The following is an 18,036-nucleotide window of genomic DNA, read 5'->3' as shown; positions in this document are numbered from 1 at the left end:
TCATGCTGAGCCTGTCGAAGCAAACGTCATGCTGAGCCTGTCGAAGCAAACGTCATGCTGAGCCTGTCGAAGCAAACGTCATGCTGAGCCTGTCGAAGCACCCGTTATGCTGAACCCGTCGAAGCACCCGTCATGCTGAGATTGTCGAAGCACCCGTCATGCTGAGATTGTCGAAGCACCCGTCATGCTGAGCCTGTCGAAGCACCCGTCATGCTGAGCCTGTCGAAGCATGCGGTCACCTGCCGCGCGGACTGGGTATCTACATGTTGGCGTGCGGTATGCGGGGTCATGCTTCGACGGGCTCAGCATGACGTATTTGTTGGGCTCGGCATGACGTAGTTATCTGGCCCGGCATGATGGACGTTGGGTCTCGTCGTTGCCCCTTACTGACTGCGTAACCGTCCAGACCTTGTGCGACGGGCTCGCCGTCGCGCCGTTGGAGCCCTGAGGCGTGGTCCCCCATCCCTCGCCACTCGGAGTGGTGAGGGATGGGGGACTCGGAGTAATGGGGAATAGAGAGTGAGGAGCCTCTTACGTCCTCACGCCCGGCTGCGGCATGCGGCTCTCCTGTACCGTCCGCTCCAGATCGGTGCGAAGGGCGGACACCGTCTCGGCATCCAGTTCGTACTTCACTCGCATCGCAGGCTTCTCGATACGGACCACGCGTGATAGGTCGATCGGCGTCCCGATCAGCACCAACTCACAAGGCACAGCGGCGATCGTCTGCTCCAAGTCGGCAATCTGGCGCTCGCCGTATCCCATCGCAGGCAGCACCTTCTCCAAGTGGGGGTACTTCTCGAATGTCGCCTTGATGGTGCCCACTGCATATGGCCGTGGATCCACGGGCTCTCCGGCGCCCCACTTCTTCGCCGCGACATACGCAGCACCGTAGGACATCTCGCCATGAGTGACCGTCGGACCGTCCTCGATAAGCAGTACGCTCTTGTCTCGAATTGCGGATGGGTCGGGAACGCTAACAGGTGACTTGGCGCGTAGGATACGGGCCTTCGGGTTGACCGCGCGCACGTTGGCTTCCACCTGTTCCACACCCGAAAGGGGAGCAGTGTCGGTCTTGCTTACCACGACCACGTCCGCCATACGCAGGTTCGTCTCGCCGGGGTGATACTGCATTTCATGGCCGGGTCGGTGTGGATCGGCTACCACGATCATCAAGGAGGGTCGGAAGAAGGGAACATCATTGTTGCCACCGTCCCACAGAATCACGTCTGCTTCCTGCTCGGCGTTGCGCAGGATCTCCTCGTAGTCCACTCCGGCATACACCACGTGGCCCGCGGCGATGTGTGGTTCGTACTCCTCCATCTCCTCGATGGTGCAGTCGTGCGCCTTCAGGTCTTCGATGCTCTCGAACCGCTGGCATACCTGCTTTCGGAGATCGCCATAGGGCATCGGGTGGCGTACCGCAACGGTCCGCAGGCCCATCTCCTTCAGGGCGGTTGCCAGAGCGCGAGTCACTTGGCTCTTCCCGCAGCCGGTGCGAACGGCGCAAACCGCAATCACCGGTCTGCTGGAGCGCAGCATGGTGGAATCCGCCCCGCACAATCGAAAGTCGGGACCGAGCGAGAGTGCGAGCGAGGCCTTGTGCATGACCTCCAGATGCGGAATGTCGCTATAGGCAAAGACCACCTCGTCCACCTGGTGCCTTCGCACGAGTTCGGGTAGTTCTTCCTCGGGGTGGATCGGGATCCCGTTCGGATACAGGTCGCCCGCCAACTCGGCAGGGTACACGCGGCCCTCGATGTTGGGTATCTGTGTTGCGGTGAATGCCACCACCTCGTATGCTTCGTTCCCACGGAAGAACATGTTGAACACGTGAAAGTCTCGCCCCGCGGCGCCCATGATCACGACTCGGCGCCTCACTCTCGAACTCATCTTGTCTCAACTCCTTCGGTAAAGATTGGGAAGCCACGCTGCTCCCCACCCCCTATAGATTATCCGCTCGGACACGCCTGACCCGCAAAGCTGGGTCCATGGAGGTATCTTTCGGTCAACGCGCAGCGAAGCGCGACTCGATGGAGAGGCGCCGAATGAAACTCGACCCTGTTCTGCTTGCCCAACGGCTCGTGGCCCAGCCCAGTGTCACGGGCGATTCCGCCAGCGAGAACCGCATGGCCGACCTGATCGCCGAGGAACTGGCCACCATCGGGCTCGAACCCGGATTCTGGCCCACGGCAGACGGTCGGAAGAGCGTATGGGCGTTGCATCGGGGCGGTGCAGGGAAGGAACTTTGGGTTCTCACGAGCCACTTCGACACCGTGGGCATCGGCGACTACGCGGGCATTCCCGGCGGCGACGCCTTCCACCCGGATACCCTCGTCGAGCCCTTCGCAACCGGGCGCTACGGTCGGGAAGTGGCCGACGACGCGAAGTCTGGCCGCTACCTGTTCGGCCGGGGCGGCCTGGACATGAAGTCGGGAATAGCGGCCCAGATCGCGGCGCTGGCATCCCGGCCGGGGGCGAACGTGCTGTTTCTCTCCTGCCCGGACGAAGAGGCCGCGTCGGCGGGCATCCTGAGCGCTCTGCCGCAGGTCAAGGCGCTCGCCGATGCAGAGGGCCTCAGTTTGTGCGGAGTGCTCAACTCTGACTACACGGCGCCGCGCTTCCCCGGCGACGAGAACAAGTATTTATACTTGGGTTCGGTAGGCAAGCTGCTTCCCATGTTCCTTATCGGCGGCATCGAGACGCACGTCGGCGAACCGTATCGCGGTCTGGATGCCTGCGCGATTGCAGCGGAGTTGGTGTCCCTGATTGACCTCAACCCAGACCTGTGTGATAAGGTTGGCGACGAGATCTCCGTCCCCCCCGTCACCCTCTGCCTAAGGGACCTCAAGCCCACTTACGACGTGCAGACAGCGTTCGAGGCCTATGCCTATTGCAATCTAATGACCTACTCCCGTGGCCCTGGAGACGCCCTCGCTGCGCTCAAGGCCGTTGCCGAGGAGGCAGTGCAGCGCGTACTGGAACGCCGTAGTGAGAGCCTGGCTCGCCACTCGAGCGAAGCGGAGCGGGAAACCCCGCCCGAGCTCAGGCCCAAGGTGCTGCTATACCAGGATCTGCCTGCCGAGGCTAGGGAAGCCGCGATGGCTGCCGTCATGGCGCACGCCGAAGGCGAGCCCGACCACAGAGACATCAGTTTGGCTGTCGCGCGAGCCGCCGTAGAGCGTTCGCGCATCGAGTGGCCCTTCGTCCTCATCCTGCTAGCCCCACCGTACTATCCGCACGTTCACGTTCGAGACATGGCCTTTCGCGCGAGGATGCAATCCCTCGGCCGGCGCTTCGGCATGTGCGTCCGGGACTTCTACCCGTACATCAGCGACGTCAGTTACATCGGGGGAGCGACTCAGCCTGAACACGTCGCCGAACTCGCATCGAACACGCCCCAGTGGAAAGCGAGCAGATTGGGTTATACTGTGCCAGAAGTCGGCCTCTCGGGGCTCGGCTGCCCAGTCGCCAACATCGGGCCTTGGGGTAAAGATGCGCACGGCGTCACGGAGCGTGTCGAGATGGACTCGATTCACCTCACTGTGGACGTTCTGCTCGCGGCACTCGAGCCCTAGGGACTTTCCGGCGCCGGCAAAGCAGGAGAACTCCAGCCCGGCGCGAAAGGCGATCTGGAAAGAGCACGTGAGATCTCATCAGCGGGCTGCCGCACAGAGCGGCCACGCTGAACTATGGAGGGAAGAATGAAGAAGCTTATCGCTCAGCTTTTGGCCGTTCTGGTTCTGGCGTCGTCGGTCGCTCTGATCGCCGGTTGCGGCGCCAAGGAGGAGCCTGCAGCCCCTGAGCCTGGCACTGGGACCGAGACTCCAGGCGAGTAGCCCGTTACTCGTCAGAGGAGAAATCAGGGCGGTGCGACTGCACCGCCCGATTTCATTCTCTCCTCACTCGATTCGGTACTCCGCCGACACCTCTACATGCTGCCTCAAGCTCGCCGCTACGAAGCAGTACTTCTCATCCGAGAGCTTCACCGCTTTCTCGACCGCCTCAGGGTCTAGATGGGGGCCAGAAAGCGTGTGGATGACCTTCAACTTGGTGATCGGCCTCGGGTAGTCGCCCATGTGCCGCTCGACCTCGAGCGTGATCGTGTAGGACGAGACCTCCTGCTTCATCTTGTTCAGGATGCTAATCACGTCCATGCCCGTGCAGCCGGCTGCAGCGAAATAGAGGTACTCGCCAGGTGTCGGCGCCGACTCCTCGCCACCCACCTGCTTGGATGCGTCCGCCCGCATCTCCATCCCAAACTTGCTGGTGGCGCTGAAGCTCATACCGCCTGTCCAGCGGACCGTCATCGTGTCGCTCACTTCCAGACCTCCTCGAAGATGCTCTCAGGCACGGGGTCGAACCCAGGCCCATCTGCCCGGCCGAAGCATACGGGAACCCACCAGTCCCCACCGTGCAGTGGCGCGGGCAACCCATCTTGGGGGAACCATCCGATGTCGAGTGCCTCTAAGTCGTTCTTGCGCAGCTCTCCACCCTCCAGTCGGCACCCGAAGAACAAACAGTAGAAGTGAAAGCTAGAGAGACCTCGTGCGATGCTGTCGAAACAGCCAAGCAGGTTAACGGGACGGACCCGGTAGCCGGTTTCCTCTCGCACCTCTTTGGCCATGACCTCAGCAGCCGTTCGGCCCACGTCTGCCCATCCCGATGGTGGAAACCAGCAGCGGGTGTCTGGGCGATGGATCAACAGCAACTCGCGGCTGTCGTTCAGGATGGCGGCAATCACGCTAACCTGCGGCGTGACATACCCTCGTGGTCCTTCGCCGATATTGGCCCGCCACTCGTCCTCGAGTTCCGTGGCGTCCTCGGCGAGCGCAAAGGCCTGCATCTCGGCGGCTAGCCGCAGCGCTTCCGAGTAGCGCTCTTCGTCGTACGTGTGAGGGCCGAAAGCCAGGCCCGTCTGTGCAATAGCACGCAACCTCTCCGACCAGCGTAGAACCCGCGAGTTCAGTTGTTCCATGGTTCGGGAGTGTAGCACGCCCCACGGCCCGACCGACCGGGGTCACGGATTCCGCTCAGTCCGCTCCGTCTCGCGTACTGCCGATAATCTCCTCGTAGGTAGCGAAAGGGCACAATGTCCTATCACGATCAGCGCGTTCTAGTGGCGGAGGATGAGGAAGGCCTTCGGCAGGTCCTCAGCAAACAGCTCGAACTCTCTGGGTTTGCCGTAGACCGAGCCGCCGATGGGCACGAGGCTATTTCCTACCTCGAGGCCAACGAGTACTCGGTGGTGGTGACCGACATGCGAATGCCTAAGGCAAACGGCCTGGAGGTCATGCGCGCCGCAAAGCACAGGTGGCCGCTATGCGAGGTCATTATCCTCACCGCCTACGGCTCCCTCGAGAACGTGTTGGAGGCTGTCCGTGCTGGGAACCTCTACGATTACCTTACGAAGCCCCTTGATGACATCCGCGAGCTGTCCGTAGTCGTAGAGCGGGCCGTACGCACCCGCCAGCTGCACGTTCAGAACCGTCAGCTGGAAGCCCACTTGGAGGCTGCCGTGCAGCGCCTACAGGAGGGTGCCGATGAGTTGATCGCAGCAGGGCGGCAGGCTGGGGTCGGCAAGCTGGCCGAGACAGTGGTCCGCGGCATCAGCACCCCTCTCGAAGCCGTTCAGTATCTGGCCGAGTATGCGACGGAGAAGGCGCAGGCGCTGTCCACTGACCCGGCGGCAGAGGCTGACAAGCAACATCTCATCCTCGGACTGCAACGGCTGGAGACGGCCGCTCGCCATTCCAAAAGGGTTCTGGAGGCGCTGATCCGGTACACCTCTCCCGAGCAATCCGTGCCCGTGCAAGTCGGGGTGAATGCGGTTCTCGGCGACGCGTTGCTGCTGTTGGAAAGCGAATTGGTTCAGTCGCGGCTTACCGTGAAGACGAACCTGAATCAAGACGTGCCTGACGTGATCGCGATTCCAAGCCGGTTGCAGCAGGTCTTCGTGACGCTCGTGATGAGCGCTATCGAGTGGACTGAGCCCGGAGGCGCAGTCATGGTGTCCACACGGCGCGAGGAGGGAAGACCCCCTCGAGCGGTCATCGAGATAGCAGACGCGGGCCTTCAAAACGGCTGCTCGAACGGTGACGCCATAAACCCGCTCGAAGCCACCACCGAGCAGATGCGACTGAGTTTAGCAGCCGCAAAGAGCATCGTGGAGGATCACGGCGGCCGTATGATCTGTGTGAGCGAGCCCGGGCAGCGCAATCGGGTAATCCTCCGCTTCCCAGGCGTTGCGCGAGAGAGGCGTCCTTCACCCGCGACGAAGGCAGCTTAGCTAGGCTGTCACTTCCACTCGAACCACAACCGGTCCACGTCCACATAGCCCATCGAATTCTTTAGGTTGCCGCGATAGCGCACGAAGAGGTCGCCTTCGTACGACACGAACCGCGACACGTCACCACCCACCTCGGCCGTTACCGTTCCCGTCTGCATGGTAAAGTTCTCGGTAAGCACGGTGGCCCAACTGCCATAGGGATAGCTGCCAGTCGAGAAGTCATAGAGCTGCAGCGCGCCCCCAGCATTCGCACCCACCGGGCCGAGCGTGCGGGTGATCGACGCAGACAGTTGGCTGATCGAGTTCTTATCCAAGCCCCGGACCAGGATCCGCATATCGAAATCTTGCCCCGCGTAGTCCGCGGCGAACCGGGCCACCTGCCCGTCTGCGAACCACAGGTCTCTGGCTGTGCCAAAAGGAGACAAGCCGCCCCCGACCGGGATAATCGCGTTGCTGAAATCGGAAGGCACCGCTTGGAACCTTACGCCCGGCCCAGCGATCGTGATCGGGATGCCGTTGGATGCGCCCAGAGCATCGACGACGAGCACGCCGCTAGGGGTGCCAGGTGGCACCTCGGCCTCCACCACCTCGTCGGACCAGTAAGTGGTGCGGATTCGCGTGTTGCCGACACGCAACCAGACGCCCTTGACGCCCGGATCGAAGTAGCGGCCACGAATGGTGATGCGCCCCCCCTCGGCGGGAAGAACCATGGGCGAGACGTAGCGGACCTCCGGTGGCTTGCCACGCAGACCCGCAAGCCCGTTGTTCGGGTCGCTATCGCCGAAGCCCAGCGCGGCCAGTGCGTCCACCCGGCCGTAGTTGCAGACCTCGCCTTCCTGCGTGGATGCGATCGGTGCCGCCGTGTACTCCAGCCTGCGCCGTATCTGCTCGTTCGACTCGCCTGGGAAGTGGCTGAAAAGCAGCCCGAGTACCCCAGCGGCATTAGGGGCAGCCGCCGACGTGCCGGCAAAGCCTGTGGTGTATCCACCCCCTAACGTGCTTGCTGGTACGCCGATTCCAGGCGCCGAAACATCCACCCATGTACCGAAATTGCTGAAATACGCTTTCGTGCCGCCCTGGCCGTGGGCGGCAACCCCGATGGCGCGGTCGTATCCCGCAGGATACACCGGGAACACCTCGTCGAAGTTGCCTGCCGCTACCGAGAGCAGTGCACCCTTGCCATACGCATAGTCACAAGCAGCGCGAAGTAGCGGTGTGAGGTCGTCGCTGAAGTAGCTGATGCTGAGCACCTTCGCCCCGTTGTCGGCTGCGTACACGACCCCGGGCGCGAACATCGAATCGTAACTGTAGCCATCGGACTGACCGATCTTCACGCACATAATGCGGCACCGCGGAGCTACTCCGCTGATCTGGTAATTGTTATCCTGGATGGCAGCGTTGATGCCCGCACAGGCAGTGCCGTGACCATGGTCGTCCATCGGGTTGCGATCGTTGTAGGCGAAGTCCCATCCCCAGTAATCATCCACGTAGCCATTGCCGTCGTCGTCTGCACCGTTTATCGGATCGGCGGTGTTACGTCGGATGTTGGCGTTCAGGTCGGAGTGATTGTAGTCCACCCCGGTGTCCAGGACGGCGATCACGACGCTCGGATTGCCCTTTTCTACGTCCCATACCTGCGGTATCCTTTGGTCTACCAGGTTCCACTGGTCGGGGAACACCGGGTCGTTCGGAGTGTAGGCCGGGTGGTACACGCGGTCCGGGAAGGCCTCCGTCACGTAACCCAGTGACTTCAGTCGCTGAATCGAAGTGTCTACTCGTCCGTAAGGCACCAGCACCACGCTGTAACCGAGCTGCGGGATGTTTCGTAGCAGCTTGTAGCCTTCGGCCGCGGCCGCAAGCCGGTGAGCGGGCGAGGCGAATCGCACGATCGCTCGGTTCGGTGCCGCGAGAGTACGGGTGATCTCTGTGAACGCAGGCTGGTGGTCGAGAATCACGCCCTTCGGCGGTGCGAGCAGGGCAGCTAGCGCGAGTGCGAGTGTCGGCAGCAATGGCTTCTCCTATCGGGCCCGATCCGAGCGGACCCCCCAACTGATTCTACAACCTGATCCAGCCTACGAAGGTTCCGCATACCGACTAGGTTCAGGAATAGCCGCGGCGCAGAGGTCCTGAAGTAACCGCCAAGCACAGTGCCGCTGGGTAGAATCGACCATCTCAACCGCACTTTGGGAGTGACCATGGCTACAAAGATCGGCATTAACGGATTTGGCAGGATCGGCAGGCTGTCGTTGCGGGCCATCCTGGAGAAGTACCCTGGCGATCTCGAAGTCGTCGCAGTCAACGACCTCTACGATCCTATCACCAACACCCACCTGTTCAAGTGGGACTCTAACTACGGTCGCTTCAAGGGCGACGTCGAGCCGACCGAAAAGGGCCTGAAGGTCAACGGTCGAGAGATTCGCGTCTACGCAGAGAAGGACCCCGCGAACATTCCCTGGGCGGACCATGGCGTCCAGATCGTGATCGAGGGCACGGGCGTGTTCCGCGACAAGGAAAAGGTTGCCGCCCACCTCCGAGGCACCGTGAAGAAGGCCCTGATTACCGCCCCCGCTAAGAACGAGGACATCACCGTCGTGATGGGGGTTAACGAACAGGACTACGATCCGGCGAACCACCACGTGGTCTCGAACGCATCCTGCACTACCAACTGCCTCGCTCCCTTCGCCAAGGTCATCCAAGACGGCTGGGGCATCGAGAAGGGGCTGATGGTCACCATCCATGCATACACCAACGACCAACGCGTGGCGGATCAGGCGCACAAGGACCTGCGGAGGGCCCGCGCCGCCGCCGAGAGCATCATTCCGACCTCCACCGGTGCGGCAAAGGCCATCGGCCTAGTCATGCCCGAGCTGAAGGGCAAGATGCACGGCTATGCGCTCCGGGTGCCCACCGCGACCGTCTCCTGCGTGGACCTCACCGTGCAGCTCTCCAAAGAGGCTACTGCCGAACAACTCAACGCCGCTTTCGAGGAGGCAGCCAAGGGCCGGATGAAGGGCATCTTGGACGTTACCTACGAGCCGCTCGTGTCCAAGGACTTCGTCGGCAATTCCTTTTCGTCCATCGTGGATGCTCCGCTGACCATGGTGCTGGACGGCACCATGGCCAAGGTGGTCTCCTGGTACGACAACGAGTGGGGCTATAGCTGCCGAGTGGCCGACTTCTGCAAGTACATGGCCGAGAAGGGCCTGTAGAGACCCGGCGATGGCCAAGAAGACGGTCCGAGACATAGACGTCCGCGGCAAGCGGGTGCTCGTTCGCGTGGACTTCAACGTGCCCATCAAAGAGGGCGTAATCAAAGATGACCGACGCATCCGAGCCGCCCTCCCTACACTTCAGTTCCTGCTGGACGGAGGGGCCTCCCTGGTGCTGATGTCGCACCTCGGGCGCCCCAAAGAAGGCCCCGATCCTCAGTTCAGCCTGGGTCCCGTGGCTCGCCGTCTGAGCGAACTACTGGGCAGGGAAGTGCGGCTAGCGCCGGACTGCGCCGGTCCCGAGGTAGAGGCGATGGCCGCCGCGCTCCAGCCCGGTGACGTACTGATGCTGGAGAACGTACGCTTCCAAAAAGGCGAAACGAAGAACGACCCGGATCTGGCCGCACGGATGGCAAAGCTGGCGGACGTGTACGTGAACGATGCCTTCGGGTCAGCCCACCGTGCTCACGCCAGCACGGAAGGCGTAGCACATCACCTACCCGGCGTTGCGGGCCTGTTGATGGAGAAGGAGCTGAAATTCCTGGGCGATGCGCTCGCGAATCCGGCTCGCCCCTTCGTCGCTGTTCTCGGTGGGGCCAAGGTCGAAGACAAGATCGCCGTCATCGAGAACCTGCTGCCGAAGGTGGATAAGCTCGTCATCGGTGGAGGTATGGCGTTCACGTTCCTCAAGGCCGGCTGGGATCACGAAATCGGCAAGTCGCTTCTAGATGCCGAAAGGCTCGACTTTGCACGAGCGGTCGTGCGAGACGCCGGCCCCAAACTGCTTCTGCCGACCGACGTGGTAGTGGCCTCCTCCATCGAGAGCCCCGAGGGCACGATCGTCCCGTGCTCCTCGATGCCGAGTGACGCGATGGGTGTGGATATCGGCCCCGAAACGACGCGTGCGTTTGCAGATGCCGTTCGTGCCGCAGGTACCGTGGTCTGGAACGGGCCGATGGGTGTGTTCGAGAACCCGGCGTTCGCAGCGGGCACGCGCGCGCTGTGCGAGGCGATGGCCCAGTGCCCAGGTACTACCATCGTGGGTGGTGGCGACAGTGCGGCTGCCATCGAGCAGTTCGGCTTTGCTGACAAGGTGACGCACGTCAGCACCGGTGGCGGCGCGTCGTTGGAGTTCCTGGAGGGTAAGGTTCTACCTGGTGTCGCCGCGCTTCAGGACTTATAACACCCCTCTCTCTTACGATGCAGCCCCCCGATCCGGTCGGATCGGGGGGCTGCATCGCATATCTGACGTTTCCATGCTCTCGCCCGCGTCCGCCGCTTGGCACTAACTCACCGGTCCCATCCGTCCCGAGGACTGCCCCGAGGCACACGATTGCCAGAACTTCTCAATCGTGCCGCTCCGCCCGCCGCACACCGAATAGCAGACGCTTTCTCAGCCGCTCGTAGAAGTCGTTACGAGAAGTCAGCAGCAGCTTCGCTGGATACTCGGCCTTGCGGATTACGATCTCGTCCGAGTCCTCCAGGAAAAAGAGGGAGTCGCCATCCGCTACTAACACCGCCTCGCCACGCGTCGCAATCCGAATGCGTACCACGTTTCCTGCCTCCAGCACCAGCGGTCTCGCGCCGAGTGTGTGTGCGGTTAGAGGTGTTAGCAACATCGCATCCAGGGTCGGTGACGCCACCGGACCGCCCGCTGATAGGTTGTACGCTGTGGAGCCGGTCGGAGTGGCCACCATCACGCCATCCGATGGGTAGTCCACCACGGGGATGTCGTTGATGGAGATGTCAATCGTCATCATCTTACCGTGCGTGCCACGCTGCATCACGATCTCGTTCAGGCTGTAAGCCGTTGCCGCACAGGCTCCTGCACGCATCACCTCGGCACGTAGCATCAACCGCTCTTCTACGTGGTAGTTTCCAGAGAGCACGTTGGCGATAGCCGTCTCTACCTCAGCGGGACGGCAGTAGGTGATGAAGCCGAACTGTCCCATGTTGACACCCAGCACGGGGGTGCCATGTCTCGCTGCATAGCTGACCACTCGTAGCACGGTGCCATCCCCGCCGAAGGCGAGCGCCATGTCGGCTTCGCCGAGGCGATCCGGGGGGATGACGGCAAACCCGACGGCACCCTCGTGTTCGGCGAGCGTCGGCTCCAGTGCTACTGCGACACCAGCGTCACGCAGGATCCCGGCAACGTGCAACGCCAGCATCGGTGCTTCGCGCCGGTGTGCTACCGCGAAAACCTGGGCGTTCTTCACCTACTTCCGCTCGCCTCTCGAATGCGCTTCAGGTTCTCTGCAGCCTCGGGGTAGTCGGGACGCAGGGCTAGCGCTTGCTTGTATGCGGCTTCCGCTTCCTTGCGCTTGCCCAACCTCTCCAACACCACGCCCAGGTTGTTATGTGCATCGGCGAATCGCGCATCCAGCCGGATTGCCTCCTGCAAGTGCTTTAGTGCACCGTCCATGTCGTTGCTACGATACAGGATCAGACCGAGACCGTTGTGAGCGCCGGCAGAGGTCGGTTTCGCCAAGAGCACCTGCCTGTAATGGTAGCCCGCATCTTCGAGAAGACCCTCCGCGTACTGGGCGTTCGCCAGCGCCATTCGCACGTCCACTCGCTGAGGTTCCCGGTGGATGACCTCTTTCCATAGCTCGATAGCTCCCTTGCGGTCGCCCATTTGCTTCTTCGCGGCCGCGAGGTTGATGCGCGCATCTATGCTGTTAGGGTTGAGACCCAACAGGCGCTCGAACGCCGCCGCCGATTCGCGGAATCGCTGCAAGCGGAAGAGCACCACACCGTAGTTGCCTAGCGCGTCGAGGTCGTCGTGCCTCAGCTCCAACGCTTTCTCGTAGGCCGCGGCAGCCTGCGCCCAGTTCTTCTCTTCCTGATAGAGGTACCCGAGGTTGTAGTGGGGCACCGGCTCTTGGGGTCGCAGCCGTGCCGCAGCTCGATACTGCTCCGCGGCCTCCTGACGCTTGCCGAGCTTCGCGTAGCATTGACCGAGGGTAACGCGCACGTTGTAGTCGTTCGGGTCCTGCGCTGCGGCGCGACCAAGGTACGTCGCTGCGTCTTGCCACTGACCCTGTTGTGCCAACAACACGCCGGCGTTGGCCGCAAAGATGGGAATCTTGGGCGAGAGGTCGGATGCCTTGCGGTACTGTTGAATGGCACCGCTGATGTCCCCCGTGTGCTGGAGCGCGAAGCCCAGGTTGTTCAGGCAGTGTGGGTCCTGGGGGCGCAGCTCGGCCGCCTTTCGGAGAGCGGGCACGGCATTCGAGTGGTCCTTCAGCCGCATGTAGGTGTTCCCGAGGTTGTACCAAGCGTCCGCGTGCTTCGCGTCCAGAGCGACGGCCTTCTTGTACTCTTCCAACGCCTTGTCCGCCGCGTTCGAATAGAGATATGCGTTGCCGAGGTTGCTTCGCAGCTCGGCGTTCTCGGGGTCTCGCTCCACGGCGCGCGACAGCGGCTCGATGGCATCCGCCGCACGGTTGGCTTGCAGAAGCAGGTACCCGTACCACGTCATCGCAGACAGGTCGTCTGGGGTCTCCTTGTACACCGCTTCCACGCCGGCGAGCGCCTTCTGGATGTCGCCTGCCTTGAACGCGGCAACGGCTTGCTGCAACTTAAGGCGTGATTCCGGCGTCGGACCCTGAGCAAGAAGAGCAAGAGGGAACGCGAGAGCCGCGAAGAGCATGATCCGATACATGGAAGCCTCCCGTCAACCGAACGACCGATTATACTTCGCGACCCTTCCGTGCTCGGAAGATCGTGGCTCGGAAGAAGGTGCGCCCGTGAAGGCGGCAACACTCCAGGTTCTCGATTGAACGGGTCTCAGCCGATGCGGTAAGATCGGTGAGGCGCGCGCTCGTAGCTCAGTGGATAGAGCATCAGGTTGCGGACCTGGAGGTCGGAGGTTCGAGTCCTCTCGAGCGCGCCAGTTAATCGCTGCCTACTCCGGATTCCGCGCCCAGATCGAGACCACCAGTGCGACTGTCGCCGCGATGATCATCAGCGGCAGGGTGATCCAAGTCGGCACTCCCCAAACCGAGAGCAGAAGCAAGAAGAACGCTGTATTCCAAGCTAGCACTCCCACTCCGCTCGAGGTGCGTTGTCGCACCGTGACCCCGGTGAAGGACGACCGGACCATCCCCTTCCCAGGCCACTTCCACCACAGATACCAGAGCACCGCGAGCACTCCGGTCTGAGCGATCTGAATGAACATCGGGACCCCCTTCGTCCTGACGCCCCCATGGGTCGTCGGCCCTGCTGATCCTACACTCCCCAGGCCGATTGGGTTGCGCTTTGGACGCGTTGGACCTGTCGGCCCGTCCGACTAGTCCCACCCTTCCAAGCCGCCTCAGAGCAACGTATAATGAGTTGAGCCTGTGCTGCCGCCACCTATCGGTGGCGAGTTGGCATCGCATGAGATGAGCGAACCGAAGGACACTTCTAAAATCGAACTGGGCGCGCGGAAGTGGGCAATCCTCCGGGCGGTTGTCCAGGACTATGTGGAGACCGCGGAACCGGTCGGTTCCGAGGCGCTCGTTCACCGCTACCGGCTCGATGTCCGACCCGCCACCGTTCGCAACGAAATGGCCGAGATGAGCGATCTCGGCTATCTGAAGCAGCCGCACACCTCCGCCGGGCGAATCCCCTCGGACAGCGGCTACCGCTACTTCGTGGACCACTCCGAGATGCCCGCAGCCCCAGAACCCGATGCTCGGGCCCGGCTGAGGGAGCTCGGCCGCTCCGGCGACGATCTGGTGGCGCTCCTGGCCGAATCCTGCCGGCTGCTCGCCCGAATGAGCCGCTACATTGCGCTTGCCGGCACCGCCTCAGGCGACTCGGTCTTCCTCAAGCAGGTGATCCTCTCGCCCGTAGGGTCCGAGCGCGTGTTGCTGGTGCTCGTACTAAGCAACGGCCGCGTGGAGAACCGAACGTTGGAGGCGCCAGGCACACTCAGCATCACCGAACTGGGAAAGGCCAACGAGGCGATTACGGGCGCGGCCGCCGGTAGGTCGCTTAGGCAGCTTGCCAGAGCGAGGCTGCCGGATACGTCCAACCTCCCGCCACAGGCGGCCGAACTGGCCCAAGACGCCTTTCGAGAGCTCAAGGCAACAGCCCGTTCGCTGTCCCGCGGCGCCACCATCCACGACGGGATCGCGAACCTCCTCGCACAGCCCGAGTTCCGCCGTGATGTCGCGTCACTCGAGGAAGTCCTCGCCCTCCTCGAAAGCGGCTCGGTACTGGAAGACGTGGTGGACTGGTCCTCCACCGGCGAAAGTGCCGTGGTGATCGGGTCGGAATCCGGCCAGCAATCGCTGTCTCAGGTTAGCATCGTGGCGAGTCGCTTCTACATCGGAGACGAGGAGGCGGGCACCATCGGAGTTCTGGGGCCGACCCGGATGCGGTACGCCGCGGCTGTCTCGCTGGTGCGCTACACCTCGCAGGTGCTCAGCGACACGCTGACGAAAATGTTCCGCGGCTAGTGCCGCCCGAATGTGGTATACTGACGTCTACTAGGTGGGACAGATGGTCAAGAAGCAGTTCATCGTGGACCGGGGCGGACGCAGCTTTGTGCTGTATGCGGGGCTCTTGGACGAAGCACACGCGCAGGGCTTGAGCTCGGTTGAAACCGAGCTCGTTCAGGTTCCTGGTCCGATGAACGGGGAAGTCGCCATCTGCCGAGCAAAGGTCGTTACTTCGAAAGGCACCTTCTACGGTCTCGGAGACGCAGCCCCCGACAACGTCCCGCCAGAGTTCGTGACCTGCCTAATCCGAATGGCCGAGACGCGGGCAAAGGCTCGCGCACTCCGTGATGCCGTGAACATGGGTATGGCCGCACTCGAGGAGCTACCCGACACCGGTCCCACCGAGCGGTCGCTTGTCGAGACTGACGGCGAAATGCTCTCCCTGCCCGCCGAACCCGCACCGCAGATCCCGAGGGCGGCCGGCGTATGCGGGGACTGCGGCAAGGCGCTTACACTCAGCCAAACGCAGCTCAGCATGGCAGCCTTCCGGGAGGCACTCTGTCCCCGCTGCCAGCAAGCCCGCAAGAAAGGCGCTGTCACCCCAAAGGCCCGCGCCTAGCCGAGCCGCTTCTCCAACTCTGCCGTGTTCCGTACGTGTCGAAAACCGAGTCTGCGGTTGATGGATAGCATGGGGGCGTTCTGGACGGCATTCTCGGTGACAACGGTGTCAATGCCGTCCTCCATCGCTCGCTTCAGCGACAGGTATTTCAGCGCACCCGCCACCCCTCGCCCCCGATGCTCGGGCATGACGCCCGTGGTGTAGGTGCCGGCAATTCCGTACGACCCGTACCAGAGGTAGGAAAGCCCGATAGGCCCAGCGCCCTGGGTCGCTAGCACGATCTGCCGTGGTGAGCAGCCCGGCGACTCCAACGCGTTGAACTGCCAGGCCTCGAAAGAAGCTCGCGGGGGTGGTGCGCCCGCAGTCGGCATCATCTTCAACATCGCCTGGTCCAGCTCGTACACCGCACGGCGCATCTCCGGGGTGTCCCGCTCGTCCAGGGTGAAGAACTCGTAGCCGTCGCGACAGAGCCGTTCGTATCGCTCCCGAAAAGGCTCCAGGTCGGCCTCCGCCAAGACGAGCTCGCTTTCCGAGCCGCGATTGACCAACGTGTAGCCAAGCTTGAGGCAGAACGGCTCCGCGTACGGAATGTCGTCCGAGGCCCAAGACCACAACACCTTCGAGCCCCATCGCCGGTGCAACTCCTGAAACGGCCCGAACACGTGCGTCGCAATCCCTTTGCGCCTGTAGGGCTCCGCGACGATGATGTGGATGTACCCGCCGTCCGTGTCGCGCCCCGAGATGTGCGCGCGGGCACTCGCCCACACCGCAAGTTGGTCACCCACATAGGCCACGGCACGCATATAGTGAACGCCGGGATCCTTCCGATGGAACCCCGAACTAGCCTCCTCCACCGTCTCCCAGTGCGCTCGTGACCAGATGCTGTTGCTCAGGGCAACGTAGGGTGGGATGTCGTCGAGCGTCGCCTCGCGGAACGTGAGCCCCGCCGAATTCAGGGCGGAAAAGTCGAAGTCAGTGTTCACCGAGAAGCCTCCGGTCCGCAATCGTACCGGATTCGCTAGACGGCTAGTCGGCGGGTTCTCGGTTCTCCCCCGACCGAGGCATGAGGTCGAGGGCAATCGAGTCGGACCCGTCGCTAAGAACGGACCTGCAAGCGTTAGCTAGCTTCATAAGACCGCGCTCTGCCGCGGGGTCCACGGAATCCGGCGCAAGCATGCATAAGGACAGTAGTGCCATCGCCTCGTCGCGGGTGATGCGAAGAGGCGCTGGCGCGCCTTCCCTGGGTCGTGTCGGGCCAATGCCTTCGTCGTAGCTCATCCGGTCCTCCGTCCCTACTGTGCAGCGTGGCGTCGCTCGACGGGTCGCCTCATTCCGGTCGGGCGGCAAACCCTCACATTCATCGGCGAAGGCGGCTGGGTTCCTCAGCCGCAAGCCTCACCCCACAACTACGCACGGGACCTGCGCTTGGTTCACAGACCCGTGTGAATGTCCACGACAATTCCCGACACAGTCGGGCTTCGAGACGGTCAAAAAAGGCGGAATTGTGTTCCGAGGTGTCTTATGTCCCAAAGTCCTAAGAATCCCGACAACTGCACAGAGAAGTACTGGGAGATTATGTCCGCCTTCGCCGATGGCGAGGCATCGGAGGCTGAGGCGAGCGAGCTTCTCGCCCACCTAGATACCTGTGCGGCATGTGCTCGGGAATTCGCGCTACTCGATCATTCGCTAGGTGAGATGGCCGCGATCGAGGCTGTGGAAGCCCCCGCTCGGCTGCGGTCGGCCATCCTCTATGCTACGACGCGACGGCCAACCTTCGCGGACAGGGTGCGCTCGGCTCTCACGGCGCGTCCGCTCGGCTTTGCGGCGGCGGCATCCGCGATTGCCCTCGCGTACGTAGCATTACGGCCGGCCCACCTACCTCCGGCTCCGCCCTCAGTCACGGGCGAGCGCGAGGTCGCCGAGATGAGCGCCGGCGACATCCTGAAGGCTCCCGATCGACCGGTTGCCGAGGGTGCGTTGGTGCAAGACGTCGCATCGACCGCTTTCCCGACACGGTCGGCCCGCAGAGTGGTCGTTCGCGGGAAGGCTGCTGCTCATGAGCTGGAAGCGTCGCCGATCATGGTCGCATCCGCCGCCCGGCCAGGGCACATCGGCTCGCCCAGGATGCTGGCCGCGCTGCCCTTCGATCCGACGGATCAGCCCGCGCGGTTCAAGGCCATCGAACTCGAATCCACGCAGCCATCCGAGCCCGACATCATCGTGTCCGTAGACGATAGCGGGGCCGTCATCAATCTCGAGAGGGCCAAGAACTCGCCGACGGTGGCTGCCAAGACCGCCGAGGCCGCGCCTCAACGTCCCGAGTCCACGCTTCTGACTGAGGAGAACAAGTCCCGCATTCGCATCTCGCTGGCCGAGGGCGATGCGCTACCTAAGATTGACCAACCGTCCTATCGCGCCTCCAAGAGCGACGGATTGACACTCGTCCGAGGACGGTTCTAAGCACACACGCCGATGGGAAATCCACGAGGA

17 protein-coding genes and 1 tRNA gene are annotated in these 18,036 nt (G+C 62.6%); 9 read left to right on the top strand and 9 right to left on the bottom strand.

All coding sequences use genetic code 11. The features are described from left to right. Positions 1-531: 531 nt before the first annotated feature. Positions 532-1,890 carry a GTPase gene (locus HRF45_13680; protein ID MEP0767571.1) on the bottom strand — a complete coding sequence of 453 codons (1,359 nt, stop codon included), beginning with the start codon at positions 1,888-1,890 and terminating at the stop codon, positions 532-534. Between the two features lie 155 nt (positions 1,891-2,045). Here HRF45_13680 and HRF45_13675 point away from each other — a divergent pair, with 155 nt between their 5' ends. Both HRF45_13675 and HRF45_13670 read left to right on the top strand, forming a co-directional pair. Then, positions 2,046-3,575, top strand: a complete 1,530-nt coding sequence (locus HRF45_13675) for a M20/M25/M40 family metallo-hydrolase (GenBank protein ID MEP0767570.1) — start codon at positions 2,046-2,048, stop codon at positions 3,573-3,575. 126 nt (positions 3,576-3,701) lie between these two features. Further along, the gene (locus HRF45_13670) at positions 3,702-3,836 is read left to right on the top strand and encodes an argininosuccinate lyase (protein ID MEP0767569.1); all 135 of its coding nucleotides are present in this window, start codon (positions 3,702-3,704) and stop codon (positions 3,834-3,836) included. Positions 3,837-3,899: 63 nt separating this feature from the next. Here HRF45_13670 and HRF45_13665 read toward each other — a convergent pair whose 3' ends face one another. Both HRF45_13665 and HRF45_13660 read right to left on the bottom strand, forming a co-directional pair. Then, positions 3,900-4,319: an OsmC family protein gene (locus HRF45_13665; protein ID MEP0767568.1), complete on the bottom strand. Its 420-nt coding sequence runs from the start codon at positions 4,317-4,319 to the stop codon at positions 3,900-3,902. Further along, positions 4,316-4,933 carry an NUDIX hydrolase N-terminal domain-containing protein gene (locus HRF45_13660; protein MEP0767567.1) on the bottom strand — a complete coding sequence of 206 codons (618 nt, stop codon included), beginning with the start codon at positions 4,931-4,933 and terminating at the stop codon, positions 4,316-4,318. The genes HRF45_13665 and HRF45_13660 overlap by 4 nt, the downstream gene beginning before the upstream one ends. A 156-nt stretch (positions 4,934-5,089) precedes the next feature. Between HRF45_13660 and HRF45_13655 the strand changes: the two genes are divergently transcribed. Further along, positions 5,090-6,286 (top strand): response regulator, encoded by a 1,197-nt coding sequence (locus HRF45_13655; protein MEP0767566.1) that lies wholly within the window; start codon positions 5,090-5,092, stop codon positions 6,284-6,286. A gap of 8 nt (positions 6,287-6,294) precedes the next feature. On the opposite strand, the gene HRF45_13650 is transcribed toward HRF45_13655, so the two are convergent. Beyond that, a complete protein-coding gene (locus HRF45_13650; GenBank protein ID MEP0767565.1) occupies positions 6,295-8,295 on the bottom strand; it encodes a S8 family serine peptidase in 2,001 nt (666 codons plus the stop codon). Positions 8,296-8,481: 186 nt separating this feature from the next. Between HRF45_13650 and gap the strand changes: the two genes are divergently transcribed. Continuing rightward, positions 8,482-9,495, top strand: a complete 1,014-nt coding sequence (gap, locus tag HRF45_13645) for a type I glyceraldehyde-3-phosphate dehydrogenase (protein MEP0767564.1) — start codon at positions 8,482-8,484, stop codon at positions 9,493-9,495. A gap of 10 nt (positions 9,496-9,505) precedes the next feature. After that, entirely contained in the window at positions 9,506-10,678 is a 1,173-nt protein-coding gene (locus HRF45_13640; GenBank protein MEP0767563.1) for a phosphoglycerate kinase, read from the top strand. Positions 10,679-10,841: 163 nt separating this feature from the next. Here HRF45_13640 and HRF45_13635 read toward each other — a convergent pair whose 3' ends face one another. Continuing rightward, entirely contained in the window at positions 10,842-11,714 is an 873-nt protein-coding gene (locus HRF45_13635; protein MEP0767562.1) for an NAD(+)/NADH kinase, read from the bottom strand. Continuing rightward, a complete protein-coding gene (locus tag HRF45_13630; protein MEP0767561.1) occupies positions 11,711-13,162 on the bottom strand; it encodes a tetratricopeptide repeat protein in 1,452 nt (483 codons plus the stop codon). The genes HRF45_13635 and HRF45_13630 overlap by 4 nt, the downstream gene beginning before the upstream one ends. Positions 13,163-13,317: 155 nt before the next feature. On the opposite strand from HRF45_13630, the gene HRF45_13625 reads away from it, so the two are divergent. After that, positions 13,318-13,393 (top strand) — tRNA-Arg (locus HRF45_13625). 12 nt (positions 13,394-13,405) lie between these two features. On the opposite strand, the gene HRF45_13620 is transcribed toward HRF45_13625, so the two are convergent. Beyond that, a complete protein-coding gene (locus tag HRF45_13620) occupies positions 13,406-13,678 on the bottom strand; it encodes a hypothetical protein (GenBank protein ID MEP0767560.1) in 273 nt (90 codons plus the stop codon). A gap of 205 nt (positions 13,679-13,883) precedes the next feature. On the opposite strand from HRF45_13620, the gene hrcA reads away from it, so the two are divergent. Together hrcA and HRF45_13610 are read left to right on the top strand one after the other, a co-directional pair. Next, positions 13,884-14,945 carry a heat-inducible transcription repressor HrcA gene (gene hrcA, locus HRF45_13615; GenBank protein ID MEP0767559.1) on the top strand — a complete coding sequence of 354 codons (1,062 nt, stop codon included), beginning with the start codon at positions 13,884-13,886 and terminating at the stop codon, positions 14,943-14,945. A gap of 43 nt (positions 14,946-14,988) precedes the next feature. Next, complete coding sequence (locus HRF45_13610) at positions 14,989-15,546, top strand: hypothetical protein (GenBank protein MEP0767558.1); 558 nt, start codon at positions 14,989-14,991, stop codon at positions 15,544-15,546. On the opposite strand, the gene HRF45_13605 is transcribed toward HRF45_13610, so the two are convergent. Both HRF45_13605 and HRF45_13600 read right to left on the bottom strand, forming a co-directional pair. Further along, positions 15,543-16,529 (bottom strand): GNAT family N-acetyltransferase, encoded by a 987-nt coding sequence (locus HRF45_13605; GenBank protein MEP0767557.1) that lies wholly within the window; start codon positions 16,527-16,529, stop codon positions 15,543-15,545. The genes HRF45_13610 and HRF45_13605 overlap by 4 nt on opposite strands. Before the next feature lie 43 nt (positions 16,530-16,572). After that, positions 16,573-16,824 carry a hypothetical protein gene (locus HRF45_13600; protein ID MEP0767556.1) on the bottom strand — a complete coding sequence of 84 codons (252 nt, stop codon included), beginning with the start codon at positions 16,822-16,824 and terminating at the stop codon, positions 16,573-16,575. 243 nt (positions 16,825-17,067) lie between these two features. Here HRF45_13600 and HRF45_13595 point away from each other — a divergent pair, with 243 nt between their 5' ends. After that, on the top strand, positions 17,068-18,006 hold the full coding sequence (locus HRF45_13595) for a zf-HC2 domain-containing protein (protein ID MEP0767555.1): 939 nt from the start codon (positions 17,068-17,070) through the stop codon (positions 18,004-18,006). The last annotated feature ends 30 nt before the right edge of the window (positions 18,007-18,036 follow it).

It is taken from the genome of Fimbriimonadia bacterium, assembly GCA_039961735.1.
Lineage (GTDB): Bacteria > Armatimonadota > Fimbriimonadia > Fimbriimonadales > JABRVX01 > JABRVX01.
Note: the sequence above shows the minus strand (reverse complement) of the source record. Positions and strands in the feature narration are given on the sequence as shown.